Origin of the sequence: Altibacter sp. HG106 (assembly GCF_028561755.1) — a bacterium.
GTDB lineage: Bacteria > Bacteroidota > Bacteroidia > Flavobacteriales > Flavobacteriaceae > DFVG01.
In genome coordinates this window covers 399,016-424,693 of the sequence record NZ_JAQQTD010000001.1, presented here as the reverse complement: position 1 = coordinate 424,693, position 25,678 = coordinate 399,016, and the positions used below count along the sequence as shown (strand labels likewise).

Below are 25,678 nucleotides of genomic sequence, written 5' to 3'. Positions count from 1 at the left end.
ATTGCGGTTGGGGTTTATAGAAGGCGGCCTTTCGGGGCCGCTTTTTTTATCGCAGGCTCGCATTAAAATCGGTTTCGAATCGCTTCTGAAGTTTCCCCATTATTTTATCAATCTGCTTATCGGTCAATGTTTTCTTTTCATCCAAAAGGGTAAAACTCAAGGCATAGCTCTTTTTCCCTTGGGGAAGGTTTTTACCGGTGTACACATCGAAGAGGGATACTTCTTTTAATAAGTTCCGTTCGGTTTGAAAAGCCGCTTGCTGTAAATCACCAAAAGCTACATTTTCATCAACCAACAAAGCGAAGTCTCGTTTTACCTGTGGGTATTTTGGAATGGAAGCTAGTAGGATATTATCGGTATTTAGTACCCTAAGGATAGTATCCCACTGAAAGTCTGCATAGACCACTTCTTGTTCGATATCGAATTCAGCACTTACTTTTTGACGCACCACGCCCAGGGTTACTAAGGTTTTCTTTTGGTAGTTAAGACTAATTCCTTCTGAAAGCAAATCGGTTTTAGCCTCTTTTTCTGAAACTTGGGCCAGCCCCAAACGCTCCAAGACCATCATCACCACTCCTTTCAGGTAGAAGAATCCGCTGGTTTCGGAGGGTACCGCCCAACTGTCAGGAAATTTCGTGCCGGAGGCTACCAAAATTAAGTGCTTTTGTTCTTCCCGCTGTTCTGAATATTGATGGTAGGTCTTTCCGAACTCAAAGAACTTAAGCTGTGTTTGCTTGCGATTGATATTATACGCCAGGGTACTTAACCCTCCAAACAACATCGATTGTCGCATTACGGCCAAATCCTGACTCAGCGGATTGAGCATGCTAATTTGTTGTTCGGTCTTGATACTCTCTGTAAGCTCCGAAAATTTGCTTGAAGTAAGCGAGTTGTTCAGAATTTCATAATATCCCAACCCGCTGAGCATTTCAGCCACTCGGTTCCGGATCTGATAGTCCTGTACCCTGGGTTGCGTCGCTATCGAGGCGTTGAGCTTGGTGGTAAAATCAATATTGTTATATCCGTATACACGAAGTACTTCTTCAATAACATCTGCTTCGCGTAACACATCGTTGCGATAGGCAGGTATGGTCATGCCTATTCCGGTTTCGGTTACATTGTTCACTTTAACCTCCAACGAGGTTAAGATGCTTTTTATCGTTTCCTTCGGAATTTCCTGTCCCACCAGCTTCTTGACATTCTTGAAATTCAAGACCACTTGATGGTCTTCTATCTTTTTTGGATAGATGTCTTCTAACTCACTAGTAACCTCACCGCCTGCAATGTCCATCATCATAATGGCCGCACACATCAAGGCGTACTCGGTGATGTTTGGATCGATTCCACGTTCAAAACGAAAGGAAGCATCTGTATTTAATCCGTGTCGTTTGGCCGTTTTCCGAACACTCACTGGATCGAAATAGGCACTTTCTAAGAAAATACTGGTGGTATCTTCCGTCACGCCACTGTGCATTCCACCAAACACTCCGGCAATACACATGGGTTTTTCGGCATCGCAAATCATAAGGTCTTCTTCGTGAAGTTTCCGCGTTTCTCCATCCAAGGTGGTGAACTCTGTTCCACTGGGAAGTGTTTTTACGACGACCTTATTGCCTGAAATTTTCGCCGCATCGAAGGCATGAAGGGGTTGTCCTAAATCGTGTAAGACATAATTCGTAATATCAACTATATTATTGATAGGAGATAGGCCAATGGCCTTCAATCTATTTTGAAGCCATTGTGGTGAAGGCCCCACTTTTAAATTACTGAGGGTCACACCACAGTAACGTGGCGCGCGTTCGGTATCCTCCACGATGACGTCCATTCGTAAGGTTCTGCTGTCAATATGAAAGCTACTGGTAGAGGGCGTGATCAATTCTAATGAAACGCCTTCTTGTAGCAATCCCGCCCGTAGATCACGGGCTACACCCCAATGACTCATAGCATCCGCCCGGTTGGGAGTGAGTCCGATTTCAAACACCCAATCATTTTCGATTTCGTAGATTTCTGCCAAGGGAGTTCCGGGGGTAAGGGAAGCATCCAGCACCATTATGCCCTCATGACTTTGTCCGAGCCCAAGTTCATCTTCCGCACAAATCATTCCCATACTTACTTCCCCTCGAATTTTCCCCTTCTTGATGGTCCAAGGTTCTTTTTTATCGTCGTATAAGGTAGTTCCCACGGTGGCTACCGGCACCTTTTGTCCAGATGCCACGTTAGGAGCTCCACACACAATTTGAACCGGGTCTCCTTCACCTAAGGTAACGGTAGTAAGTTTCAAACGGTCTGCATTGGGGTGTTTCTCACATTTTAAAACCTCTCCCACGACAACACCTTCTAACCCTCCGGGCACAGAAGTGAACTTGGTAATTCCTTCAATCTCCAGGCCTAAGTCGGTTAACAAGGCTCCTGTACGTTCTACATCCCAATCGGTATTTACAAATTGTTTTAGCCAGTTATACGAAATCTTCATAATCGGTTGTTAAGAGACCGCAAAGATACTATTTATCGCTTTTTTCTGGCCTATATTTCTTACTTTCGGGCATGCTGAATTTCAACCGCTCTTTTACGCCTTTTTTAGGGGCGCTTATTGTTAGTATTTTTTTGCTGTCTTGTGCTTCGGAATCGAAACGTCCCAAACCGGGTGACTGGAGATTAACCTTTCAGCTTACGCCTGAAAAAACGCTTCCGGTCACTATGCATTGGTCTGAAGCAAATGTGGTTACCATTACCAACGCTTCCGAAGTTATTGAATGGACCGATATCGCGTTTGACGGAGATAGCGTTGTCATGTCGCACCCCGTCTTTGAAGGGGTGTTTAAAGGAGTTTTTTCCGAAGCCAAAATCACTGGAAAGTATATCAAACCGAGTCTCGATCGTGTGGTTCCTTTTGAGATGGAGTATGAGAATGCAGCTCGTTTTCAAGGAGTTGCTCCCGCCCAGGCGAATGTCTCAGGCACTTGGGAAACCGTGTTTAGTCCAGAGAGTGAAAGCGACCGATATATAGCGAAGGGAATTTTCGAGCAAATGGGTGATCGGGTTACCGGGACCTTTCGAACCTTGACAGGCGACTATCGCTTTTTGGAGGGCATAGTGGAAGGTGATTCCTTGCGACTTTCTACTTTCGATGGGGCCCATGTATTTCTGTTTGAAGCTAAGGTGTCTGACAGCACCATGAATGGAACGTTTTACAGCGGGAATCATTGGGTGGAACCTTTTGTCGCCAAGCGGAATGACGAGTACGAATTGCAAGCAGCCGATTCCCTCACCTTTTTGAAACCTGGCTATGAAACGCTGGCGTTCGAATTTCCGAATACGGAAGGGGAGTTAGTTTCTTTAGAAGATCCGAAGTTTCAAGACAAGGTGGTAATCGTGCAAATCATGGGAACGTGGTGCCCGAATTGTTTGGACGAAACAGAATATTACGTGGAATATCTAAAAGAAAATGATGACCCCGATCTGGAATTTGTGTCCCTCGCTTTTGAATATGCACCCACGCAAGAAAAAGCGATGGAAGCGATAAGCCGATTGAAAGAACGCAAAGAAGTGCCATACCCCATTTTGTTAGCGCAATACGGAAGTAGCGACAAGCAGAAAGCCAACGACAAACTGCCCATGTTGAATCATGTATTATCATATCCCACGACTATTTTTCTGGATAAACAGGGTAAGGTTCGTAAGATACACACGGGTTTTAACGGCAAGGCAACCGGTGAAGTCTATACTGAATTCACACAGGAATTTGAGCGGTTTGTTGCGAGCTTACTACAAGAATAATCACGAAATATATTTCCACAAGCCTCGATCTTTCCCAATTTCGCGAAGTGTAAAGAGCACGTTTTGATGGGCTGCTTCGGAAAGATTAGGATCTTTCTGTAAGAGCTGTTGCGCATACGATCGCGCTATTTTTAAAATCGGGCCATCTTTAGTAATATCCGCGATCTGAAGGGTTAGCATTCCGCTTTGCTGCGTGCCCATCAAATTACCGGGCCCGCGAAGTTTTAGGTCGGTTTCGGCGATCTCGAAACCATCGGTAGTTTGTACCATCGTTTGCAAACGGGTTTTGGCGTCTTCGGAAAGCTTCGCACCCGTCATTAAAATACAGTAACTTTGTTCTGCCCCTCTTCCCACGCGACCTCGTAGCTGATGTAATTGTGAGAGTCCGAAGCGTTCAGCACTCTCAATCACCATCACCGAAGCGTTGGGAACATTAACGCCCACCTCAATTACGGTGGTCGCTACCATGATATTCGTTTCACCTTTTACAAAACGCTCCATTTCGTAGTCTTTGTCAGTCGATTTCATTTTTCCGTGGACAATCGAAACCTGATACTGTGGCAATGGGAATTCTCGCACAATACTTTCGTAACCATCCATAAGATCCTTGTAATCCATAGTTGCGCTTTCCTGAATCAAGGGGTATACAATATATACTTGCCGACCTTTTGCAATTTCCTCTTTCAGAAAACGAAACACGTTTAGACGATTCGCATCGTATCGATGCACGGTCTTTATGTCTTTCCTTCCGGGCGGTAGCTCATCGATGGTGCTGATATCCAGGTCGCCATAGAGGCTCATGGCCAGGGTACGTGGAATAGGCGTCGCTGTCATCACCAAAATATGCGGCGGTCGCACATTTTTTTTCCACAGTTTACTTCGCTGCGCTACTCCAAAGCGGTGTTGCTCATCAATAATGGCGAGTCCGAGATTGTGAAACACCACGGGATCTTCCAGTAAGGCGTGCGTGCCTACCAAGAGTTGCAGTTGGCCCGATTCCAGGTCCGAGAACAAGCCTTTTCGTTCGGAAGCTTTGGTCGTGCCCGTCAGTAGCGCGATCTCAATGTCCATAAGCGCACACCATTCCTGCAGTCCCTGATAATGCTGCACAGCAAGGATTTCCGTAGGCGCCATTAAGCAAGCCTGAAATCCATTGTCGAGCGCAATGAGCATCGACATAAAGGCGACAATGGTTTTTCCGCTACCTACATCGCCTTGTAGAAGACGGTTCATTTGGGCGACACTGCCCAGATCATTGCGAATCTCTTTGATTACCCGTTTTTGAGCATCGGTGAGCTCAAAGGGCAGATGCGTTTCATAAAAGGTATTAAAATAGGCACCCACCTCAGGGAAAGGATGCCCTTTAAATTTTGATTTGTGAAGCAAATTCTTTTGAATCAATTGCAGCTGTACATAAAATAATTCTTCAAACTTCAAACGATACTGTGCCTTTGCTAAGGCACTATTATGCGGCGGAAAGTGAATGGAGATCATGGCCTCTTTCTTTCCCATGAGACGAAGTTCGGCCCGCAATGCTTCAGGAAGGGTTTCCCGAAACTGAAGCTGCGAATCCTGAAATAATTGTGCGATCAAACTTCGCATAAGCTTGTTTGTGATACCACTATTGGTAAGCTTTTCGGTAGACGGGTATAAGGGCTGTAAGGCAGCGCGACGCTTGTTTTTATGTTCCTTCCATACTTCCATATCGGGGTGTGGCATGGAAAATAGACCGTTAAACAAATTTACTTTTCCGAAGACCACATAGGGTTCATTAATTTTAAGATGCTCTCGAATCCACTTATGACCGCGAAACCATACCAATTCCATGGTTCCGGTATCGTCCACAAAAGTCGCTACCAGACGTTTTCCTCTTTTTTGGGCTACTGTTTTTAGATTGATGATCTTTCCGATGACCTGCACATCGGCATTAGAATTTCGTAATTGGTTGATCTTGTGATAGGTGGTACGATCTAAATACCGATTCGGAAAAAGATGCATGAGGTCTTGAAAGGTGTGAATCCCTAATTCTTTCCGTAGTAAATCTCCTCGTTGCGGTCCCATCCCTTTTAGGTATTCGATTGGGGTCTGAAGAAATCGCTGGCTCATACAACGAATTTACTTATTTTGGCAGAACATTTGCAGCCTGCATCGTATGAAATACCTACTCCTTACCCTGTTTTTATGTATTGCGACTCCTTTTTGGGCGCAGGTTTCCACCGTAGATGTAGAAAATATTACGGCCACCATTGAACCAAAAGCGGAAACGAAAAGTGTCACGGGAACGGTGACGGTAACGTTCCAACTGCTGAAGGATGCTTCGGAAGTACGACTCGACGCTGTTAACATGACGCTTCTCGACTTCGATTCTGAAGAAATGACTATTACGGCCGAGGATAAGGCAATTGTTTTCCGAAGCGATTTTAAAAAAGGTGCTTCCTATACCACCTCGTTCCGTTATCGTGCCGTTCCTAAGCAAACCCTCTACTTTACCGGAGACCAGATTTGGACTCAGGGACAAGGGAAATATACCTCGCATTGGCTTCCAAGTGTAGACGATATGAACGATAAAATTGAATTCGACCTGACGATAGTGGCTCCCAACGACCAGGAGGTCATGGCCAATGGAGCGTTACTGTCTAGGGAAGCAATACATGATAAAATTGGGTGGAAATACGACATGACGCATCCTATGGCGAGCTACCTGGTGGCCTTCGTGATGGGAAATTTTGACATTACAACCCTCCGTTCCGAATCGGGAGTGCCTATATCGTTATTCTACCGCCAGGAAGATGCTAAAAAAGCGAAGGCAACCTATCGACATTCCGAGGAGCTCTTCAACTTTCTGGAAGAAAAAATAGGGGTCGCCTATCCGTGGCAAAACTACAAACAAGCCCCCGTTCGTGATTTTCTCTATGCAGGCATGGAAAATACAACTGCCACGATCTTTTCCGAAGCATTTGTGGTAGACGAGATTGGCTTCAACGATCGCAACTATGTAAATGTCAATGCCCACGAACTCGCTCATCAATGGTTTGGAAATTTGGTGACGGAAACCTCGGGAGCACATCATTGGCTTCAGGAGGGCTTTGCCACGTATTACGCCCTACTTGCCGAACGAGAAATTTTTGGAGAAGATTATTATTACTGGAAGTTATACAACACGGCCGAACAATTGAAAGAAGCTAGTGATCAGGGAAAAGGACAGCGGTTATTAGACCCTAATGCTTCCTCCTTGACCTTTTATGAAAAAGGAGCCTGGGCCCTACACATCTTGGAAGAACTCATTGGCAGTGCCGCATTCGATCGCGCCGTACAATCTTACCTTACCAAATATGCCTATGCCAATGTTACCACTTCCGATTTTCTGGAAGCCGTCCGGGAAGAGACCTCGGTCGATATTGCTTCCTGGGAAAAAGACTGGTTGCAGCAAACGGCGTTTAAGGCCGAACAAGCGTATCAGTCATTAATGAAGTCGGCCTTCATGGAATCGTATTTCGAAATAGCAGCCCTGCGTTCGCTTCCATGGGAAGATAAGAAAGCGCTGTTGGAAGGGGCACTCATCTTTCCAAATGACTTTATAGGGCAGGAAGCCATCTATCAACTCGCTTCGGAACCCATTGAAAAAGCACTGCCCTTGTACAAAAAAGGGTTCGATTCTAATAATCTTTTTGTGCGACAGGCCATTGCTAGTTCCTTAGAGCGAATTCCTGCGGAACTACGGGAACGCTACGAAGGCTTGTTGAAAGATGATAGCTATGTGACCCAAGAAATCGCACTCTACCAATTATGGGCTCAATTTCCTGAACAACGAAAGACGTATTTAGATCAAATGAAAGGGGTCGAGGGGTTTCAGGACAAGAACATTCGGCAGCTGTGGCTAGCCTTAGCGTTGGCAACGGAAACGTACGAACCCGAGGCTACCGAAGCTTTTAAAAACGAATTACGGTCGTATGCGACCAAAGAATATAGCTTTGAAATACGTCAGAAAGCGTTTCAATATATAAACGAATTGCAGCTTTATAATGAAGGCGTTATTGAAAGCATCATCAATGCCTGTACGCATCCCAATTGGCGATTTCGCTCGGAAGCGAGAAATCTATTAGGTGAGTTGCTGAAAAGTCCCGGCCTCAAAGAAGCGCTCTTAGAAACAAGGACGTCTTTTCCGCCGGCCGAGCGCGCTTATCTAGATCGTGTGCTAGAATAATTCGGCTACTTCTTTTTTGATATATGCCAGCGCCTTTTGTGAAGGGGTTACTTCTTCCATAAAATTCCGAAGCAAATATTCACGAAGCCCATCGGCATTGTGTTCTTTTTCGTGCATGGCCCCCTGTCGTATGACGTGGATGGTGGCATTCTTGGCTGCGTTGATGAGGTTCCAGCATTCCGGCGTCACGTAGATCTGTTGCGTGACATTGTGATCAAATTCTTGTTCGATGTTCTGAATAAGCAAGGCTTCGTATTCGTCAACCGCGTCAGAATAGGGTTTCACTCGAACCAACAGTTTGTTGGGATCTACGCGTTCTAAGAAAAGGGTCAGTCGTTCGTAGGCCTGTAACCGTGTAGGCAGAATTTTGTTTTGTGCTTCTTTTTGAATCAGATAACGACGCCGTCCTTCCTCATTGGCGGTATGTCCTTTAAAAAAGTAATAAGCGATTATTCCTACCACCACCGCAGGTAGGAGGTAGGCAACATAATTGAGAATTTGGGTAAGTTCTTCCATAGAATTTGTTTAACGTAGTGATGCGTCCCTTAGTATCGAACACTGTTTTTCTTCTTGAGATCTTTGGCTTCACTCTTGGCCTGCTTCTTATTATAGTGGCCGCCGAGATGCGGACATTTTTGTAACGCTTTCATCGACTCAAAGGGCACAGAGGTTTTCAAATAAGAAAAGGATTCTGCCAGGGTTTTGATGAGGTTTCTGTCACCAAGGCTCAGCTCGGCGTCGTCCATCGTCAATTGACAGGGATGTTCGTAACCGCAAGCATGTGTCATTTCTAACACTTCTTTTCTGAAATTTTTGAAGTAGAAATGCGCCCGCACCGATTTGTCCTGAATGTTGATGCCGCGTTGCAACCATTTGTTTTGAGTGGCCACGCCGCTCGGACAGGTATTGTTATGACACAACTGCGCCTGTATGCAACCAATGGAAAGCATGGCCTCTCTGGCCACGTTGATCACGTCTACGCCCATCGAAAAAGCCATGGCGGCCTTGGCAGGAAAGCCTAATTTTCCGCTCCCTATAAAAACCACGCGATCACAAATATTATGATGCTTAAAAATTTTATAAACTTCCGCGAACCCAAACATCCAGGGTAGGGCCACATGGTCAGCAAAACTAGGAGGCGCGGCACCGGTGCCTCCTTCGCCACCGTCGACGGTGATAAAATCGGGGCCTCGGCCCGTGTCTGCCATTTGTCTGGCTAGCTTCTTCCAATCCTCCAGCTTTCCAACCGCACTTTTAATACCAACGGGCAATCCGGTGGCTTCCGCAATATCCTCTACAAAATCAATTAATCCTTCAATTCCCTCGAAGGCCGAATGGGTAGGAGGGGAGAGTACGTCTTGGCCTAAGGGAACGTGTCGAATAGCTGCGATCTCTCTTGTAATTTTTGAGGCAGGAAGGACACCGCCCTTTCCGGGTTTTGCTCCTTGGGAGAGTTTGACTTCAATGGCGCGAATCTGAGGATTGTTTTTTGTAAGCGCTACCATTTTTTCCATCGAAAAATTACCGTCATCATCGCGTACGCCAAAATACCCTGTTCCGAAGTGAAACACCACATCACTTCCTGTTTGATGGTAGGGGGAGAGTCCGCCCTCGCCCGTATTGTGGTAGGCATGCGCCTTGCCACACCCTCGGTTCAACGATTCGATGGCTCGGGCCGAAAGCGACCCAAAACTCATGGCGGAAACATTAATGATGGAGGCAGGGCGATACGGTTTTTTTCGATTTCTGAAAGCACCCATTACCTTGGCGCAGGGCAAGAAATAGGGGTCTTTGGAATTGGGATGATTCGCCTCCAACTTGAACGGAAGCATCGCGTTATTGATAAAAATATAGTTAGGTTCGTAAATGTCTCGATCGGTTCCGAAGCCTTCGTAATTGTTTTGATTTTTTGCGGAAGCGTATATCCAGCCGCGTTCGATACGATTAAATGGGAGCTCCTCGCGATTGTTAGCTACAATGTATTGCCGCAACTCAGGACCCACACTTTCCAACATATACCGAATGTGCCCCACTATGGGAAAATTATGCAGAATGGTATGTTTTCTGCTGAAAAAAATATCCTTGATAGCAACCAGTGCTAAAAAGAGCAGTACCCATGCCCACCACGGAATCGTTTTCAGAAAAGATAACACAGCTTCCATTAGGGAGTGTTTAAATAATCCATGCTAAGTTGTACAAAGGCCTTCACACCCAATAGCATTCCTGCTTCGTCTATTCTGAAATCTGGCGTATGGTGTGGCGCTGGATTGTCGTCATCGGGTGCTTTTCCACCTAAGAAAAAATACAATCCAGGAACTTCTTCTGCGAAGAAGGAAAAATCTTCAGCCCCGGTAATCGCTTTGATTTCAACAACCCGGTCGTCTCCGGCAGCCTTGTTTAGGGAAGGTAGCATTTGGGCGGTCAATTGGGGATCGTTGTAGGTGATGGGGTAGCCCTTTTCAATATCAATGGTCGCTTCGGCGCGATATACCTTTGCGATCGCAGGAACCATTTCTTCCATGCGTCTATTAATCATTTTTTGCATATCGCGATCTAACGTACGCAAGGTGCCAATAATCTTTGCCTCCTCCGGAATGATATTGCTGCGAACCCCACTCGAAAATTTTCCGATGGACAACACCGCTGCTTCCTGAGTAAGGGGCGATTCTCGCGAAATCAAGGTTTGTAGTCCGTCGATGATCTTCACTCCCGCCATGATTGGGTCTACACCTCCCCAGGGCATAGAACCATGGGTTTGCTTTCCTTTGATATTGATTTCAAAACTCTGTGAGGCGGCCATGATACCGCCCGGTTTGTAGGCGATGGTGCCAATAGGTTGTTGCGCCCCGATATGGAGTCCGAAGATCGCATCCACATCCGGATTTTTCAAGACGTTCTCTTTGACCATCAATTCGGCTCCGCCCTCTTCTCCGGGAGGGGCACCTTCTTCCGCCGGTTGAAATATAAACTTGATCGTACCGGCAAAGTCATTATTTTTAGAAAGCACTTCGGCTACGCCCATTAAAATAGCGATGTGTGTGTCGTGACCGCAAGCGTGCATCACTCCCGTTTCGACTCCGCGAAAGGTAGTGGTGACTTCACTTTTAAACGGCAAATCCACACGTTCGGTAACGGGTAGCGCGTCAATATCGGCGCGTAAGGCTAACACCTTTCCGGGGCGATTTCCTTTTAAGATACCCACAACGCCCGTCTTAGCGATTTCGGTTTGTACCTCCATTCCGAGGGCATTGAGATGTTCGGCGATTTTTTTTGCGGTGTTGAATTCGCGATTGGAGAGTTCTGGGTTTTCGTGGAAATACCGTCGCCACTCAATTACCTTGTTTTCAATATTGGCGATATCCTGCGACATTTGTGCCATGGTGGTGGCCGGTACGAAGACTATTGTGAAAATGAACAACAGTGTTGAGATGGTTGGTTTCATATTATTGTGCGTTTAAATAATCTAAGGTGAGTTGTGTCATGGCTTTTACGCCCAAGAGCATGCCGTCGTCATCTATCATAAAATCGGGTGTGTGGTGCGGAAATGCTTCTGAAGTACCAGGAGTCATTCCGCCTAAGAAAAAATAGAACCCGGGCACTTCCTCTTGAAAATACGAGAAGTCTTCCCCGCCGGTGGAGGCTTTGGTGAGCACCACCTTATCTTCTCCTGCAACCGATTGGAGTGTGGGGATCATTTGTGCGGTTAAGGCGGGATCGTTATAGGTAACCACGGTATTGTTTTGCCATTCAATCGTTGCCGTTCCGCCATAGGCTTTGGCAATATCGGCTGCCATTTCGGTCATTCGCTTGATAATCATCTCACGCATCTGCGGATTCAAGGTACGCACGGTGCCGATCAGTTCGGCACTTTCGGGAATAATATTAAATCGAACTCCCGAAGTAATCTTACCGACGGTTATAACTGCCGCTTCTTCCACTAAAGGCGATTCCCTACTAATAATACTCTGAAACCCATCGATGATTTTAGCGGAAATGTAAATAGGGTCTACTCCTGCCCAGGGGGCCGAGCCATGGGTTTGCTTCCCTTGCACATTCACCACAAATCGTTCAACCGCGGCCATGGTGCCTCCGGGCTTGTACTTGATGGTTCCCACGGGGGTTCCCGAATTGATGTGGAGGCCGAAAATAGCATCCACATCAGGTTTGGAAAGTACACCTTCTTTGATCATGAGTTTGGCCCCGCCTTCTTCTCCCGGTGGCGGACCTTCTTCCGCGGGTTGAAAAATAAATTTTACGGTTCCGTTGATCTTATCTTTATGTTGTGAGAGTACCGAAGCCACGCCCATCAAAATGGCGGTATGGGTATCGTGTCCGCAGGCGTGCATCACTCCCGTTTCTTGCCCTAGAAAGGTGGTGATTACTTCACTTTTGAAAGGAAGGTCATTGCGTTCGGTGACCGGAAGCGCATCAATGTCGGCTCTAAGGGCTACTACCTTGCCTGGGTTCTCTCCTTGTAATAAGGCCACAACGCCTGTTTTAGCGACTCCCGTAGTTACTTCGAGTCCTAATGATGCTAAGTGTTCGGCAATGCGTTCGGCAGTTTTGAATTCGCGATTGGAGAGTTCTGGATTTTGATGAAAATAATGACGCCAATCGATGACCTGATTTTCGATCGATTCAATATCCTTAAGGACAGAGGCGTCCATTTGGGCATTGCTAATTGATGCGAACATTCCGAAGAGGATACAAAGAAAAAGAGAAGTGAATTTCATAGTTGGTAATTAAAGCGTGATAAGGGCGTACCCCTTGTTTTGATATTGGATTAAGGCGGTCATGGCAGAAAGCGCCACGTTAACTTCTTGATAGCGTTTTCCTTCCCCAATGTCTCTGTGCATTGCGGTTTGACCGCAGAGTATGATGGGAACTCCCTGTTCATGAAGGGCTTCAAGCAAGGGCAGGTTTGGGTTTTCGACGCCAAATTTCTCTTGATAAGCAGCATTCGTTAAAAGTCCATAGGCAGCATTTCCGTGAACTACCATAACCGGCTGAAGTTGTTCTGCTGCTTTCCCAGCCAGTACATGCATATTGAGAAATCGCGCCACGGTAGCGAGATACGGGTTTTCAGTTTCGGGATTTTCGGGCGCACTTTTAATGTCGAAAACCACTTGAAATGGCGATTTCATATCTGTAGGGATAGTGGGGGAAGGGACCTCATATGTGCCGCCGTGGTTTACTATAACAGGTCCGTTAATACGTGGGTTTTGTGCGGTTACCATAGCCGTAATGGCGAAGTAGCAAATCAGAAAATAAAGGCGCATGCAAAAAGATTTGTGATCCGAAAAAAGGTTCTCTAAAGATATTCAAATTTCAGCAACCGCAAAACCACAATGCTGTTTATAAAATGTGTGGGATGTACGGGGAATTTTTATTGAATTTAATTATTTTCACACCGTTATTCTCTTCTGAAAAAAACGAACTTGCAACAGTATCTCGATCAACTTAACGAAGCCCAGTTGGCCCCAACGTTACACGTGGATGGCCCACTCATTGTGATTGCTGGGGCGGGTTCTGGTAAAACGCGTGTGCTGACGTATCGAATTGCTTATTTGATGTCGAAAGGCGTTGATCCGTTCAATATTCTGGCGCTTACTTTTACAAACAAAGCGGCTCGCGAAATGAAAAAGCGAATTGCGCAAATCGTCGGGAATAGTGAAGCCAAAAACCTTTGGATGGGTACGTTCCATAGTGTGTTTGCAAAAATTCTTCGGTTTGAAGCCGACAAGCTCGGGTATCCTTCCAACTTTACGATTTACGATACACAGGACAGTCAGAGTGTCATACGCAGCATCATCAAAGAGATGCAGCTAGATAAAGATATTTACAAGTACAAGCAAGTATTTTCACGCATCTCGTCGTACAAAAACAGTCTCATTACGGTCAAAGCTTATTTTCAGAATCCAGAATTAATGGAGGCCGATGCCATGGCAAAGATGCCGCGCTTGGGGGATATTTACAAAAATTATGTGGAGCGTTGTTTTAAGGCGGGTGCCATGGATTTTGACGACCTGCTGCTGAAGACCAATGAACTGCTTACCCGCTTTCCGGACGTGCTGGCAAAATACCAGAATCGCTTCCGCTATATCCTAGTGGATGAGTACCAAGATACCAATCACAGTCAGTATCTCATTGTACGCGCACTGTCGGATCGGTTTCAAAATATTTGTGTGGTAGGTGATGATGCCCAGAGTATCTATGCCTTCCGCGGAGCGAATATCAATAATATTCTCAATTTTCAGAAAGATTATGATCAGGTAAGCGTATATCGCTTGGAACAAAATTATCGCTCCACCAAGAATATTGTAAACGCCGCCAACAGCATTATTGAAAAGAATAAAACCCGACTCGAAAAGGTGGTGTGGACGGCCAACGACGAGGGTGCCAAGATCAAGGTCAATCGTACTATGACCGACGGAGATGAAGGTCGTTTTGTGGCGCGTTCTATTTTTGAAATTCAGATGAGTGAACAGCGGCAACCCCATGACTTCGCTGTGTTGTACCGAACCAACGCCCAATCGCGTGCTATTGAGGATGCCTTGCGGAAGAAAGACATACCGTATCGAATTTATGGAGGCCTCAGTTTCTACCAACGAAAGGAAATAAAAGATGTGTTGGCCTACCTTCGGCTGATCTTGAATCCTAAAGATGAAGAGGCGCTAAAACGCGTAATCAATTATCCGGCTCGAGGGATCGGTCAAACCACAATGGAACGACTTATCGTTGCCGCCAATCATTACGATCGAACTATTTTCGAGGTGATCAAGGCGCTTGATAAGATTAACTTGAAGATCAATAAGGGAACACAGGGTAAATTAGAAGACTTTGCCACCATGATTGAAAGCTTTCAAGTATTGAACGCCAGTTATGATGCGTTTCAAATTGCAGAGCATGTCACCAAGAAAACAGGCTTGTTGCAAGAGCTCAAAAAGGACGGTACTCCGGAAGGGATCGCGCGAATTGAAAACATGGAAGAGTTGCTAAACGGGATGCGCGACTTCGTGGAAGAACAGAAGGAACTGGCGGACGCCACCGGAAGCCTTTCCGAATTTTTAGAAGACGTAGCACTTGCCACCGATCTTGACAATGACAAAGGCGATACCAATAGGGTAGCGCTCATGACCGTACATTTGGCAAAAGGGCTTGAATTTCCCTATGTGTATATCGTAGGGATGGAAGAGGAGCTTTTCCCAAGCGGTATGAGTATGAATACCCGTAGCGAACTGGAAGAAGAGCGCCGATTGTTTTATGTGGCGCTAACCCGGGCCGAAAAACAAGCGTTTTTAACCTACACCCAAAGTAGGTATCGCTGGGGAAAATTGATTGATGCAGAGCCCAGTCGGTTTATCGAGGAAATTGACGAAGGGTATTTGGAATACCTTACCCCCAAGACCGAACAACGCTTTAAGCCGCTAATCGATTCAGACATCTTTGGCGAGGTTGATAAGAGTAAATTACGCATGCGTAAGCCGGTGTCGGGAACGCCTCCCAAAGGGCCAACGGAAGAACAGCGTCGAAAGCTTCGGAAGATGAAGCCGGTAAGCAGTAGCGCCGATAAAAATTTTGATCCGGCCGAACACAACCTCAACGTAGGTACCAAGGTAGAACATGTTCGCTTCGGAACCGGAGAAATTAAAAAGATTGAAGGTGTGGGCGCCGACACCAAGGCTGAAATTCAGTTTGACCAGGGCGGACTAAAAAAATTGTTGCTGCGCTTTGCCAAGCTGGAAGTGCTCGATTAGCGATTCACTGGCAAATAATTGCTGATAAAAGCACGAAGCTTCACCTGCAGGTCTACATAACTTTCGGGACTCCAATCGTCTCCATGGCCTCCTTCGTATACCGTATAACTGTGATCGATCATCGCGTCGCTCAGCCGGGCATCCAGGGTGTTACCATTGGTGAGTGGCACTAAGGGATCGGCATCTCCATAGAACATGATTGTAGGCGAAGCAGAAGCGCTCACCTGATAGACCGGACTGGTTGCCTGGGCCAGATCGGCTCCGCTGGGATACTGACTGGCATCCACCAACAGTTGCAACAGCAAGGAAAAATTTGGATCGTCCGCGTAAAATGGATCGGTAAAGTCGGTTGGCCCCACAATATCCGCCACAAATTTCACCTGATCGTCGTCATCATAAACATAATCATACATTAGTGAAATATGCGCTCCGGCACTCGTACCTAGGAGTCCGAATTCCGGTAAAATCATTAATTCTTCTCGTTGCGCTGTAAGCTGTTCGATGACACGATCAACGTCCAGAAATTGATAGGGAAAGGCGGGAAGATTTGCGGCCGGGTTTGCTAACACGTAATTCATGTTCACTACCGCGTGATCAGGGAAATCGGCTCGTATTTGCGCTAGGATCTCGGCCATATCGGCTTTATCACCTTCTATCCAGCCTCCGCCATGAACGAGGATGATGACTTTAGTTTTTGTTTCTGAACGTGCTTCCGGAAGGTAAATATCGTACACCTGCTGTGGGTTATCTCCATAGGAAACATCTGTAAATGAAGCCGCCGCTGCCGATGTGGGGTCATCTCCGGTGGTGTCATCGGTTTGTGTGGTATCGTCGGAGGGAGTGGCATCGTCTCCAGAGCTACATCCTGTTGAAACAGAAACCGAAAGAACGATTATGAAAAGATATAACCAAGAATATTTCATGAGTGTGATTTGTTAGAGAACGCTGAAAAATCAAATTTATGTTAATCATTCGTTATATACATCGGATTTTTCACCAAAAGCCTGTAATTTTCAGACACTATGATACAAAAAGGAACCGAAATCAAATGGAAATGGGGCAACGGTTATGCCCACGGGAAAGTAGTTGAAACCTTTTCCGAAGAAGTAACGCGAACCATTGCAGGTAACGAAGTTACCCGAAAAGGGGAAGAAGGCAATAAAGCACTGCTTATTGAACAAGAAGATGGTGATCGCGTCTTAAAGTTAGAAAGTGAAGTGTCCAGAAAATCCTAAAAGATATGGCTGAGTTCATTAAAATTTATGAAGAAAATCCAAATCCGAAGGAGGTCAAACGCGTCGTGGATATCATTCGAGACGGCGGACTTGTTATTTACCCAAGTGACACGGTCTATGCGTTGGGGTGTGACATTACCGACAACCGAGCCTTAGAGCGTGTGGCGCAGTTAAAAGGAGTAAAACTGGAAAAAGCCAATTTCTCTTTTGTTTGTGAGGACTTGAGTAATCTATCGGACTATGTGCGTCAGATCAACACCCAAACCTTCAAAATTTTGAAGCGAGCGCTCCCGGGGCCATATACTTTTATACTTCCCGGAAATAATAATCTTCCTACCGTTTTTAAGAAGAAAAAAGAGGTAGGAATTCGGGTTCCCGATAACGCAATAACGCGAGCCATTGTGGCTGGTCTTGGGAATCCTATTGTTTCTACCTCCATTAAAGATGAAGATGAAGTTATCGAGTACACAACCGATCCCGAACTGATCTACGAGAAATGGCATAAGTTAGTAGATGTGATTGTGGACGGGGGTTACGGTGGAAACATTCCTTCCACAGTGATCGACCTTACCGAAGATACTCCCATACTTGTTCGTGAGGGAAAAGGTAGTTTGGAAATATAAGAGACGATAGTAAATTAGTTGTTCAACAAATTGTCGGTGATTTTACGATGTACATTTAAAGCCTCTTTAAGCAATAAAAAACCCGGCGACACGGCCGGGTTTTCTTATGCTATTCTATCAATAATTAGTTGATAGCCGGATCTTTTAATCCTTCTTCGATCATGTTATAGAACTGGTCTAATTTTGGAAGCACTACGATTCGTGTTCTACGATTTTTCGCTTTACCATCGGCGTTGTCGTTAGACGCTACAGGTACGTATTCTCCACGTCCTCCTGCGGTCATTCTTGCCGGTGCTACACCAAAATCGTTCTGTAGGGTTCGCACCACAGCCGTCGCACGAAGCACACTTAAATCCCAGTTATCTTTAATACAACCCGTGCTGATCGGTACCGTATCGGTATGTCCTTCAACCAAGAATTCAAAATCAGGCTTGTTTTTCACCACGGCAGCTACTTTTCCAAGCACTTCCTTCGCGCGCGAGGTAATTTGGTAGCTTCCGCTATTAAACAATAGTTTATCACTAATATTGACGTATACCACACCTTTTTCAACACTAATTTCGATATCTTCATCATCCATGCTGCCCACTGCACCTTTTAAACTTTGTACCAAGGCAAGATTTACAGAATCACGACGCGTTACGGCATCCTGAAGTTTGCGAATGGTAAGGTCTTTTTCTTTTAGACTTTCAAGAGATTTTTCAAGGTTGGCAGCTCCTTTTTTCGTCAGGTCGGTAAAGTCACCAATTTGTTTGATCAAATCACCATTGGTAGCATTTAGAGAAGCTACTTGGCTTTTCAAACTCTGATTTTCAGCACGTAAACCAGAACGCTCTTCCAAGCAATCATTCAGCTTTACCGTGGCTGTATTCAGCATATCTTGTGTTTCTTTTTGTTTGGCCTCAAGCTCGGCATATTTCTTTTTCGATACACATGACGTGAACATCAGTCCTGAGCAAGCTACCAGTATCAATAGTTTTTTCATCATTTTATTATTTGAAGTTGATGACCAAAATTAACAATTCCAACGCCATCCGTGGAACTGTTAACAATACTTTAAGCAAAAATTAGTAGCCGTTGTTAAAGAGGCGTTTTTTCTGAAAGTAATACTTCCAAACAACTGATTTACAGCGGTAATACCTAAAGGAATGAGTGTGTGATGTTCGCTTTTTCCAAAATTTGGGAAAGAGCGCGTAGAAGCTAAGGTGTGCTCTTATAATGGCCACAAAATGAGAGGGGTTACCCTGTGATAGAAATTGCAACCCGGCAAGGGCGTCTAAGAGCAGGCGAATGAATAGTAAGAATATCACACGTTTTTTAGGATGGTTTTTAACCAACACTAAAAGACTGTTTCTAAAGTTGTAGAATGTCTTCGCAGTGTTTTGCGTCGCAAGGGTCGCTCCGCCAACGTGAAACACAGTGCTTTCAGGGAGGTATCGAATTGTTTTACCCTGGAGTTGTAGTCGCCAACACAGATCAATTTCTTCCTGGTGCGCAAAGAGGTCTTCATCGAAACCGCCGAGGTGTAAAAAATCATCGCGGCGCACTGCCAGACAAGCCCCACTCGCCCAAAAAATCGATACAGCATCATCGTATTGACCCGTATCTTTTTCAATGGTAGTGAAGATGCGGCCGCGGCAAAACGGATATCCCAATTGATCGATGTATCCTCCGGCGGCACCGGCGTATTCAAAATACTCAGGTCTGTTGACATCCTTAATTTTAGGTTGCGCCGCCGCTAATGTCGCATCCTGAGTAAATGCCTTCTCGATGGGCGCCAGCCAATCTTGGGTTACCGCTACATCGCTATTCAGAAGAACAAACACCTCTTCCTTGAGGGAACGTAAGGCTTCGTTGTAGCCGCCGGCGTATCCTTTATTGCTGGAATTCTGAAGGATGGAGATGGAGGGGAAGTGGGTTTTGATATAGTTTACCGAATCATCGGTAGACGCATTATCGGCTACATAGATACTTGCCTCTTCGGAATAGGTTACCACCGAAGGAAGAAATTGCTTCAGCAGTGCTTTCCCATTCCAATTTAGTATGACAATAGCGATATTCAATGATGAAAATGTAATTGAAGGTTCAAAAATAACATTCCTTTAGGCAATATCGGTACGAAGTGTCTCCGTAATTTGATCTCGCAACCGTGCGGCTACCTGTACCTCTTCCGCAAATTCGGGCCATCGCACTACGGTTTCTTTGATCTCTTGAATGATTTGTTTTCCTTTTTTCAGACTAATGGCTGCCGCAACGGTAAGTAAGTCGTTTTCGCTAATATGCTCTCTCTTGCCATTTATGCTTAGCGCATGTCTGCTCACCCATAAGCTATCCGGTCGGTAGGCGTGGCATACATCATAGGCCGGTGCTATTTCCCAGTGACCGCCTTGTTTCATTCGGAAGGCAAAATTTTTGGTATGATCGTCGCAATTTCGAGCAATGACATTAAACACCATCCTTCGAAATTGCTGTTCTGCCTGTGGAAACGGAAGCCGTAACTGTCTCATGGTTTGAAACAGTTGTTCGTAGCTGAAACTGTTCATGTCATTAAAATCGAAATGTTGCAGGGCGCAGAAGGTTTGGATATGGTGCTTTGTGCCGTCGGGTTCGCGATCGAAGCGCTTGGTTAGAAAATGGGCTCTGCCGTTTTCTTCCAGCAATTTTGATTCCATCATATCGATACCACAGGCGGTGGCCATAAGGTAGTAAGCCATCTCGATACGTCCATATCCGGCACTTTCTCCAAACTGTTCATCGCTTACTCCATCCAATTTGATCATCCAATGTTCAAAGCCTTTTGGGGTTTGTGTTTGTCCCGAACGAACTTGTCCGGTTTTCTGATTGTAGGCGATAATAGCTTTGGGGCGGGCGCCTCCGGCGGAAGTACCAATGCGCAGAATTTCGCGCATGGCTTGTTTTTCATCATTTTCTAAGTCGGTTTCAAACCGTTCCTTTGCATGAAGGACGCGGTGCGCCATCTGCACCAAGCTGTCAATTTCTACTTGAAACGTATTCTTACGACCTGCAAATTGGGTGGGTTCAAATTCTAAGGCACCCATTCCTCGTGTGCCTATAAAACATAGGAGTTCTACAGGGTTTAAGCTATTTGCGGGCCGCCCGTTTTGCGCCAACCAAGCATTGATAAGTTGATTCCCATATTTGTCAGGAAGCACATCTGCCAACAATCCCGGAAGTCCTTTGAAGGTATCCAAACCACTATTGGTGCGCACCCGAAGCTCTGGAAAGGAATATACCGTCCCGTTTGGCGCAAGTGGCATTTTAATGGGCACGAGTTCTTGTCCGTTTTTAGCATAGGTTGGATCGTATTCGAAGTAGGCGAGTTGTTGCTCTTCATCCCAGGCTACAGCGCCTACCAAGGTTCCCCATATGTTTACTAAGGCGGTGGTAATCATTACCAATCAGGTTGAGCGTTTTTATTTTTTTCTGAGGTATCGCTTGCGCGCTTTCGCTGTTGTTGTTCTAGTTTGGCTAATTGCAGCGGACTAATTACGGGTTGTTTGACAAATACCTCCAAGCGTTCTAAACGATCTAAGGCACGCAATATTTGAATAAATGAAGTTAGTGTTATCCCATCACCATTTTCAATTTTACCCAATGTCCAGCGATTGATCCCCGCGGCTTCCGCTATGGCTTCTTGAGATTTATTTTGAAAAAGACGTTCTTGCTTTAGGTATTCTCCTAACCTTGACAAGATCGCTTGATCACTTAATATCGCCCAATTAATGTTAGTTTTTTTAGTCATTATAAGCTTATCGATATGATTTTGTTAGATTATGCCAACATATCCATATTTGTAAATATATACAAATGTTTGTAAAAACCAACATAAAATAACCTATTGCTTATTAATGTTAGTAAAAATAGACATTAATTAGTCTAATTTATTTTCATTAAATGCGGATGGCAAGAGTTTAGGAATGAACTTCATCAACAACGGTAATAGCACCGTTCCTCCGGGCAGCAAGAAAATGGTTAGCGAAGGAATGGTTTTGCAGATATCGAGTAATTGTGATCTCACCTTGCTTTTTTCCGCTTCGGAAAGATCCCGGACGGTTGATTGTCCCAACAATCGGAGTAACTCACCACTCTCTTCGAGTTCTAGTAGGAGCCTTTTCTTATTCCGAAGAATTAACAATTTTACCGTGGCTGTGGCTTGTTTATAAAACTGCTGTACCGGGTGTGAATGATCATATAATTGAATATTAGCAGCGTGTTTCTGTGCGAACTGCATGAGTCGTATTGACGTGTGCTCAACATACTGGGCGGGCAATTCAAGTTTCGTGGCCGCCACTTCTAAAAACTCTTTTTCCGAAGCATCCAATTGTCGATCGTCCCATACGGCCAGTGTGCACACTTCTAACAAAAAACGACGCTCCCAAATGGCATGAGGACCAAACGGAAGTTTTTTGTGGTCCCAGAAATCCTCTTTGAAATCGGCAGATCCTGAGACCCATTCCAATAAATTTCGATCGTATTTATTTTTATTCTTTTTAGAGCGCAGCGCGCGTATAGCGAAACTAAGAATCCAGGTTTCCAAGGTAGATTGGTACGCTTTGAAGTGTTCGGGATCCTTTAAAAATTGTGCATAACAAAGAACATCTACAAACAAAAAGGCGTGTGTTAATAGAGCCACCGATTTATTCCGAAGCAAATAATTGTGTTCTTGCAAGCGTTCTGATAAAAATCGCTCTACCGATACTGCGGATTTTCGAGTGACGCCAAAGCGTGGAATCAATCCTTTATGGAGTGGGGATGCTTCTTGATAAAAGGTATGAATACTTTGAATCGCTCGCTTAGTATCGGCTTCAGGGTGAGCTTTATGAAAAACATATAAAAGTGAAATACAAAGATTTAGTTTTGTGCGTTCCTGCTGACTGAGGTCTAAGGTGCTATTGGCAGTTGTCGAGATGGTATGAACACTGGTGCCGTATAAGAAACCCGCATGCTGAAGAAGTTCATACCATTCGATTTCAGAAGTCTGAAAAACAGCGTCTTCCCACATACCAATTCGCGCACATAATTTGGGGATCCAACCGGAGGCTGAAGGATTCATGAATTCGATAAAGTTATACCAATTAACAAAAGATTAACTAATAGGCAGAAACCATACACCTACTTTAAGCGTAAATATAAGCGAGATCAAATAATTAAACTAAAAAACTAGAAATGAAGAAAACAAAACTAATTACCGCTATTGCCAGTATGGGAATCGCCGTAATCGCAGTCGTATTAATTGCTGCCGATCACATCGATGCACCGGCCGTAACGGGACAAACGTCAGATATTACAGATTTCTACGCCTTTCAAGGTGAAAATCCAGACAACTTGGTGTTTGTAGCGAATGTACAAGGATTATTAACTCCTGGAGATGCTACCACCATGGCATCTTTTGATGAGAACGTATTATTGGAATTTAATATCGACAATAATAACGATTTAATCGAAGACATTGTGATCCAGGCGATCAAAAGAAATGATTCTATGTACTTTTTCGGACCCACCGCACCCTCTTCTACGGGACTCAATAGCGTTATCGAAACGTCTAGTGCAAACCAAGGTCAAGTAAAAATTTCGACGACCTCAGCGGTAGAAACGGGTAGCAGCGGAAATGTACAATTTTTCGCGGGTCCAAGAGAAGATCCATTCTTTTTCGATTTTGAGCAGTATAATTCCGTATTAGAAGGAACGGCCCCTGATGGATTTAACGATCCGGGTACCGATACCTTCGCAGGTACAAATGTATTATCTGTTGTCGTTGAAGTTCCTAAATCATTGTTAGGAGACGGAACGGCCGGAGTGAATCCATTTTTGCCGGATACCCCGATTTATAATGTTTGGGTAGAATCTAAAAGAAAACAATAAACGAAGAAAAAGAAACTATTATGAAGATTTATAGAAATTTATTTTTAATGTTCGCTATGTGTGGTTCATTGCTATTCATACAATGTAGCGATGACGACGATAACGGAAATGTAATAGATCCAGTAGACGATACCATGGACGATATGACCGATGATGATGGTACCGGCGGCGGATTGGATTTTAGCGGTACGTTTGTTCAGGAGGATCAAATGGGTAGACCAGGAATTAATACGGTATTTGGAACTGAGGGAATGAAAGATTCCTTTAATGTTACGGTTCCTTCAGAAATGCAGGCAGCGTTTCAATCCGATTTTCAAGACAAGCTCCTGGCGTTGAACCCTGGCTACACTACAAATGCCCTCGGACTAGATGCGGCCACGTTTACAACGGTATTATCGAATGATGTATTATGGGTAGCCCAGAATGGGGTAACCTCATATTTCAACGGAACAGAAGTTCTTACAGGAAGAGCATTGAGCGATGATGTTATTGATATTTCCTTATTGTTAATATTTGGTGGTCCCGATGGAACAGATAATGATGATGATCCAACGTCAGAGCTACTATTAACGAGAGATGGAGTGCCGTCTAACGATGTGGCATTCTCTACAAGCTTTCCATATTTGGCGCAGCCATTTTAATAACTAGTTTTAAATAGGTGAAAAAAGAGAACATTTTGTTCTCTTTTTTTTGCCATTATTTGAACGTAATTTAGAGACGAAGAAAATAGAAACCATGAAGTACAAGACCTATATTTTATCAGCGCTCCTTTTGGGTTTCGGAGCACTTTTCTTACAAAGTTGTGACGACCCATCGGCCACAAAGGCTATTGCGAATGCTACTGACTATAATCAATACCTTACCACACAAGACCTTCCCTCCCAGCGTACCATTGACGAAGAGCTTGCGTTTTGGAATGAACGCCTCGGCAGTGATTCTACCGAAATTATCGCCATGAACAAACTGGCGGGTATATATACCCGTCGTTTCGGAATGACCGGAAATGCATCCGATTTATACGCTGCGGAAGAGTTGCTGAAACGAACCTTGAATACCTCAGTGCGAAATAAGGAAGGCTATTTGCATAGCCTTGCGCGTAACTATATTTCGCAACACCGTTTTAAAGAGGCTAGAAAATTATTAGACAGTGCCGCGACCTATCCCGATGGCAAAAGAGCCACGCAACTGATGATGTTTGATGTCAATATGGAATTAGGTAATTACGAGGAAGCGTATGAAAACTTACAAGCGGTTAAGAATACCAACAACTTTGATTATTTAATCCGACTTTCAAAATGGAGTGATCACAAAGGAGATCTCGATGCTGCCATTCGCTATATGGAACAAGCCAAACAACTGGCGGAAAGTTCAGATGATCGCGGACTAAAAATCTGGACGTATACGAACATTGCAGATTACTACGGTCATGCCGGGCGATTAGAAGATTCGTATACGCACTATTTGAAAGCGTTGCAATTGCAGCCCGATAATGCCTATGCCAAGAAAGGTATTACCTGGTTGGTGTATTCTTCGGAAAAAAATACTACTGAGGCGCATCGTATTTTGGATTCTGTGATGGACTATCATCGAGTGCCAGACTATTACCTTTTAAAATCTGAAATGGCCGCTTTCGACGGAAAAAGTGAGGAAGCGGAAGCCTTCGAAAAGTCCTTTCTAGAGGCTGTACAGGCAGGTAATTATGGGGCGATGTACAATACCTATCTCATTGAATCATACCTAGAGGAGCAACCTGGAAAAGCGCTGCAACTAGCACAGCAAGAAGTTTCGAACCGAGCGACACCCGAAACCTATCAACTCTTAGCTATGGCAGAATTACAAAACGGCAATAAAGAAAAAGCTTTGCAAATCATTGAATCGCACGTGGCCGGAAAAACGGAAGAACCTATGGCGCTTTATTACAGTGCAAAAGTGTATAAAGCGAACGGATTACCTGAGAAATGGAAGCCGTTGCAGGAAGAATTATTGGAAGCATCCTACGAGCTAGGCCCCGTAATGACTGAAGAAATAAAAAAAATGTAAAAAATTTTGAATCTTATAAAACCGTCCGCTTTGATTCTTCGTATATAGAAATAAGTAAAAAAGCGTATTGTTTTAGCTTCTTATGCTAGAATAAGTTTTTTGAGTTTTTTGTTAGTTAGAAAAGCGCCTCTGAGGAGAGGCGCTTTTCGTTTTTTAGTA

Annotated in this window: 21 protein-coding genes; 8 read left to right on the top strand and 13 right to left on the bottom strand. The window is 44.7% G+C overall.

The annotated features are described in order from the left end of the window. Window positions 1-46: 46 nt before the first annotated feature. Window positions 47-2,473, bottom strand: a complete 2,427-nt coding sequence (gene pheT / locus PO830_RS02035) for a phenylalanine--tRNA ligase subunit beta (protein WP_272851867.1) — start codon at window positions 2,471-2,473, stop codon at window positions 47-49. A gap of 71 nt (window positions 2,474-2,544) precedes the next feature. On the opposite strand from pheT, the gene PO830_RS02030 reads away from it, so the two are divergent. Next, a complete protein-coding gene (locus tag PO830_RS02030) occupies window positions 2,545-3,777 on the top strand; it encodes a peroxiredoxin family protein (RefSeq protein ID WP_272851866.1) in 1,233 nt (410 codons plus the stop codon). Here PO830_RS02030 and recG read toward each other — a convergent pair whose 3' ends face one another. Next, window positions 3,778-5,883, bottom strand: coding sequence for an ATP-dependent DNA helicase RecG (recG, locus tag PO830_RS02025; RefSeq protein WP_272851865.1), 2,106 nt, complete (start codon window positions 5,881-5,883; stop codon window positions 3,778-3,780). A 46-nt stretch (window positions 5,884-5,929) separates the two neighbouring features. Here recG and PO830_RS02020 point away from each other — a divergent pair, with 46 nt between their 5' ends. After that, window positions 5,930-7,981, top strand: a complete 2,052-nt coding sequence (locus PO830_RS02020) for a M1 family aminopeptidase (protein ID WP_272851864.1) — start codon at window positions 5,930-5,932, stop codon at window positions 7,979-7,981. Here PO830_RS02020 and PO830_RS02015 read toward each other — a convergent pair. From PO830_RS02015 to PO830_RS01995, 5 genes are read right to left on the bottom strand one after another with little or no spacing between them, the layout of a single operon-like run. Next, the gene (locus tag PO830_RS02015) at window positions 7,973-8,497 is read right to left on the bottom strand and encodes a DUF7935 family protein (RefSeq protein WP_272851863.1); all 525 of its coding nucleotides are present in this window, start codon (window positions 8,495-8,497) and stop codon (window positions 7,973-7,975) included. The genes PO830_RS02020 and PO830_RS02015 overlap by 9 nt on opposite strands. A 29-nt stretch (window positions 8,498-8,526) precedes the next feature. Beyond that, on the bottom strand, window positions 8,527-10,143 hold the full coding sequence (locus tag PO830_RS02010; RefSeq protein WP_272851862.1) for an FMN-binding glutamate synthase family protein: 1,617 nt from the start codon (window positions 10,141-10,143) through the stop codon (window positions 8,527-8,529). After that, window positions 10,143-11,423, bottom strand: a complete 1,281-nt coding sequence (locus PO830_RS02005) for an amidohydrolase (protein WP_272851861.1) — start codon at window positions 11,421-11,423, stop codon at window positions 10,143-10,145. The genes PO830_RS02010 and PO830_RS02005 overlap by 1 nt, the downstream gene beginning before the upstream one ends. A gap of 1 nt (window position 11,424) precedes the next feature. Then, window positions 11,425-12,714: an amidohydrolase gene (locus PO830_RS02000; protein ID WP_442870042.1), complete on the bottom strand. Its 1,290-nt coding sequence runs from the start codon at window positions 12,712-12,714 to the stop codon at window positions 11,425-11,427. 9 nt (window positions 12,715-12,723) lie between these two features. Continuing rightward, the gene (locus PO830_RS01995; RefSeq protein ID WP_272851860.1) at window positions 12,724-13,260 is read right to left on the bottom strand and encodes a DsrE family protein; all 537 of its coding nucleotides are present in this window, start codon (window positions 13,258-13,260) and stop codon (window positions 12,724-12,726) included. 159 nt (window positions 13,261-13,419) lie between these two features. Between PO830_RS01995 and PO830_RS01990 the strand changes: the two genes are divergently transcribed. Next, window positions 13,420-15,738, top strand: a complete 2,319-nt coding sequence (locus PO830_RS01990) for an ATP-dependent helicase (RefSeq protein WP_272851859.1) — start codon at window positions 13,420-13,422, stop codon at window positions 15,736-15,738. Here the strand turns inward: PO830_RS01990 and PO830_RS01985 are convergent. Further along, window positions 15,735-16,661 carry an alpha/beta hydrolase gene (locus PO830_RS01985; RefSeq protein WP_272851858.1) on the bottom strand — a complete coding sequence of 309 codons (927 nt, stop codon included), beginning with the start codon at window positions 16,659-16,661 and terminating at the stop codon, window positions 15,735-15,737. The two genes, PO830_RS01990 and PO830_RS01985, sit on opposite strands and share 4 nt — an antisense overlap. 99 nt (window positions 16,662-16,760) lie before the next feature. Here PO830_RS01985 and PO830_RS01980 point away from each other — a divergent pair, with 99 nt between their 5' ends. Beyond that, a complete protein-coding gene (locus PO830_RS01980; protein WP_272851857.1) occupies window positions 16,761-16,973 on the top strand; it encodes a DUF2945 domain-containing protein in 213 nt (70 codons plus the stop codon). 5 nt (window positions 16,974-16,978) lie between these two features. Beyond that, complete coding sequence (locus PO830_RS01975; RefSeq protein ID WP_272851856.1) at window positions 16,979-17,596, top strand: L-threonylcarbamoyladenylate synthase; 618 nt, start codon at window positions 16,979-16,981, stop codon at window positions 17,594-17,596. Between the two features lie 124 nt (window positions 17,597-17,720). On the opposite strand, the gene PO830_RS01970 is transcribed toward PO830_RS01975, so the two are convergent. The 5 genes from PO830_RS01970 to PO830_RS01950 form a co-directional block, all read right to left on the bottom strand. Further along, complete coding sequence (locus PO830_RS01970) at window positions 17,721-18,581, bottom strand: OmpA family protein (protein ID WP_272851855.1); 861 nt, start codon at window positions 18,579-18,581, stop codon at window positions 17,721-17,723. 82 nt (window positions 18,582-18,663) lie between these two features. Further along, window positions 18,664-19,659, bottom strand: a complete 996-nt coding sequence (locus PO830_RS01965) for a glycosyltransferase family 2 protein (RefSeq protein WP_272851854.1) — start codon at window positions 19,657-19,659, stop codon at window positions 18,664-18,666. Window positions 19,660-19,698: 39 nt separating this feature from the next. Continuing rightward, window positions 19,699-21,009: a type II toxin-antitoxin system HipA family toxin gene (locus PO830_RS01960; protein ID WP_272851853.1), complete on the bottom strand. Its 1,311-nt coding sequence runs from the start codon at window positions 21,007-21,009 to the stop codon at window positions 19,699-19,701. Beyond that, the gene (locus tag PO830_RS01955; protein WP_272851852.1) at window positions 21,009-21,359 is read right to left on the bottom strand and encodes a helix-turn-helix domain-containing protein; all 351 of its coding nucleotides are present in this window, start codon (window positions 21,357-21,359) and stop codon (window positions 21,009-21,011) included. Before PO830_RS01955 ends, PO830_RS01960 begins: the two co-directional genes overlap by 1 nt. 129 nt (window positions 21,360-21,488) lie before the next feature. Then, on the bottom strand, window positions 21,489-22,670 hold the full coding sequence (locus PO830_RS01950) for an LETM1-related biofilm-associated protein (protein ID WP_272851851.1): 1,182 nt from the start codon (window positions 22,668-22,670) through the stop codon (window positions 21,489-21,491). Window positions 22,671-22,783: 113 nt separating this feature from the next. On the opposite strand from PO830_RS01950, the gene PO830_RS01945 reads away from it, so the two are divergent. The 3 genes from PO830_RS01945 (at window position 22,784) to PO830_RS01935 (ending at window position 25,519) form a co-directional block, all read left to right on the top strand. Then, window positions 22,784-23,479, top strand: a complete 696-nt coding sequence (locus PO830_RS01945) for a DUF4331 family protein (RefSeq protein WP_272851850.1) — start codon at window positions 22,784-22,786, stop codon at window positions 23,477-23,479. A 20-nt stretch (window positions 23,480-23,499) separates the two neighbouring features. Beyond that, a complete protein-coding gene (locus tag PO830_RS01940) occupies window positions 23,500-24,120 on the top strand; it encodes a DUF4331 family protein (RefSeq protein ID WP_272851849.1) in 621 nt (206 codons plus the stop codon). 94 nt (window positions 24,121-24,214) lie between these two features. Further along, window positions 24,215-25,519, top strand: coding sequence for a tetratricopeptide repeat protein (locus PO830_RS01935; protein WP_272851848.1), 1,305 nt, complete (start codon window positions 24,215-24,217; stop codon window positions 25,517-25,519). The last annotated feature ends 159 nt before the right edge of the window (window positions 25,520-25,678 follow it).

What these genes read in the sequence shown, in the direction of transcription:
- pheT (WP_272851867.1), bottom strand. Translation starts at nt 2,473, where the DNA reads ATGAAGATTTCGTATAACTGGCTAAAACAATTTGTAAATACCGATTGG.
- PO830_RS02030 (WP_272851866.1), top strand. Translation starts at nt 2,545, where the DNA reads ATGCTGAATTTCAACCGCTCTTTTACGCCTTTTTTAGGGGCGCTTATT.
- recG (WP_272851865.1), bottom strand. Translation starts at nt 5,883, where the DNA reads ATGAGCCAGCGATTTCTTCAGACCCCAATCGAATACCTAAAAGGGATG.
- PO830_RS02020 (WP_272851864.1), top strand. Translation starts at nt 5,930, where the DNA reads ATGAAATACCTACTCCTTACCCTGTTTTTATGTATTGCGACTCCTTTT.
- PO830_RS02015 (WP_272851863.1), bottom strand. Translation starts at nt 8,497, where the DNA reads ATGGAAGAACTTACCCAAATTCTCAATTATGTTGCCTACCTCCTACCT.
- PO830_RS02010 (WP_272851862.1), bottom strand. Translation starts at nt 10,143, where the DNA reads ATGGAAGCTGTGTTATCTTTTCTGAAAACGATTCCGTGGTGGGCATGG.
- PO830_RS02005 (WP_272851861.1), bottom strand. Translation starts at nt 11,423, where the DNA reads ATGAAACCAACCATCTCAACACTGTTGTTCATTTTCACAATAGTCTTC.
- PO830_RS02000 (WP_442870042.1), bottom strand. Translation starts at nt 12,714, where the DNA reads ATGAAATTCACTTCTCTTTTTCTTTGTATCCTCTTCGGAATGTTCGCA.
- PO830_RS01995 (WP_272851860.1), bottom strand. Translation starts at nt 13,260, where the DNA reads ATGCGCCTTTATTTTCTGATTTGCTACTTCGCCATTACGGCTATGGTA.
- PO830_RS01985 (WP_272851858.1), bottom strand. Translation starts at nt 16,661, where the DNA reads ATGAAATATTCTTGGTTATATCTTTTCATAATCGTTCTTTCGGTTTCT.
- PO830_RS01980 (WP_272851857.1), top strand. Translation starts at nt 16,761, where the DNA reads ATGATACAAAAAGGAACCGAAATCAAATGGAAATGGGGCAACGGTTAT.
- PO830_RS01975 (WP_272851856.1), top strand. Translation starts at nt 16,979, where the DNA reads ATGGCTGAGTTCATTAAAATTTATGAAGAAAATCCAAATCCGAAGGAG.
- PO830_RS01970 (WP_272851855.1), bottom strand. Translation starts at nt 18,581, where the DNA reads ATGAAAAAACTATTGATACTGGTAGCTTGCTCAGGACTGATGTTCACG.
- PO830_RS01960 (WP_272851853.1), bottom strand. Translation starts at nt 21,009, where the DNA reads ATGATTACCACCGCCTTAGTAAACATATGGGGAACCTTGGTAGGCGCT.
- PO830_RS01955 (WP_272851852.1), bottom strand. Translation starts at nt 21,359, where the DNA reads ATGACTAAAAAAACTAACATTAATTGGGCGATATTAAGTGATCAAGCG.
- PO830_RS01950 (WP_272851851.1), bottom strand. Translation starts at nt 22,670, where the DNA reads ATGAATCCTTCAGCCTCCGGTTGGATCCCCAAATTATGTGCGCGAATT.
- PO830_RS01945 (WP_272851850.1), top strand. Translation starts at nt 22,784, where the DNA reads ATGAAGAAAACAAAACTAATTACCGCTATTGCCAGTATGGGAATCGCC.
- PO830_RS01940 (WP_272851849.1), top strand. Translation starts at nt 23,500, where the DNA reads ATGAAGATTTATAGAAATTTATTTTTAATGTTCGCTATGTGTGGTTCA.
- PO830_RS01935 (WP_272851848.1), top strand. Translation starts at nt 24,215, where the DNA reads ATGAAGTACAAGACCTATATTTTATCAGCGCTCCTTTTGGGTTTCGGA.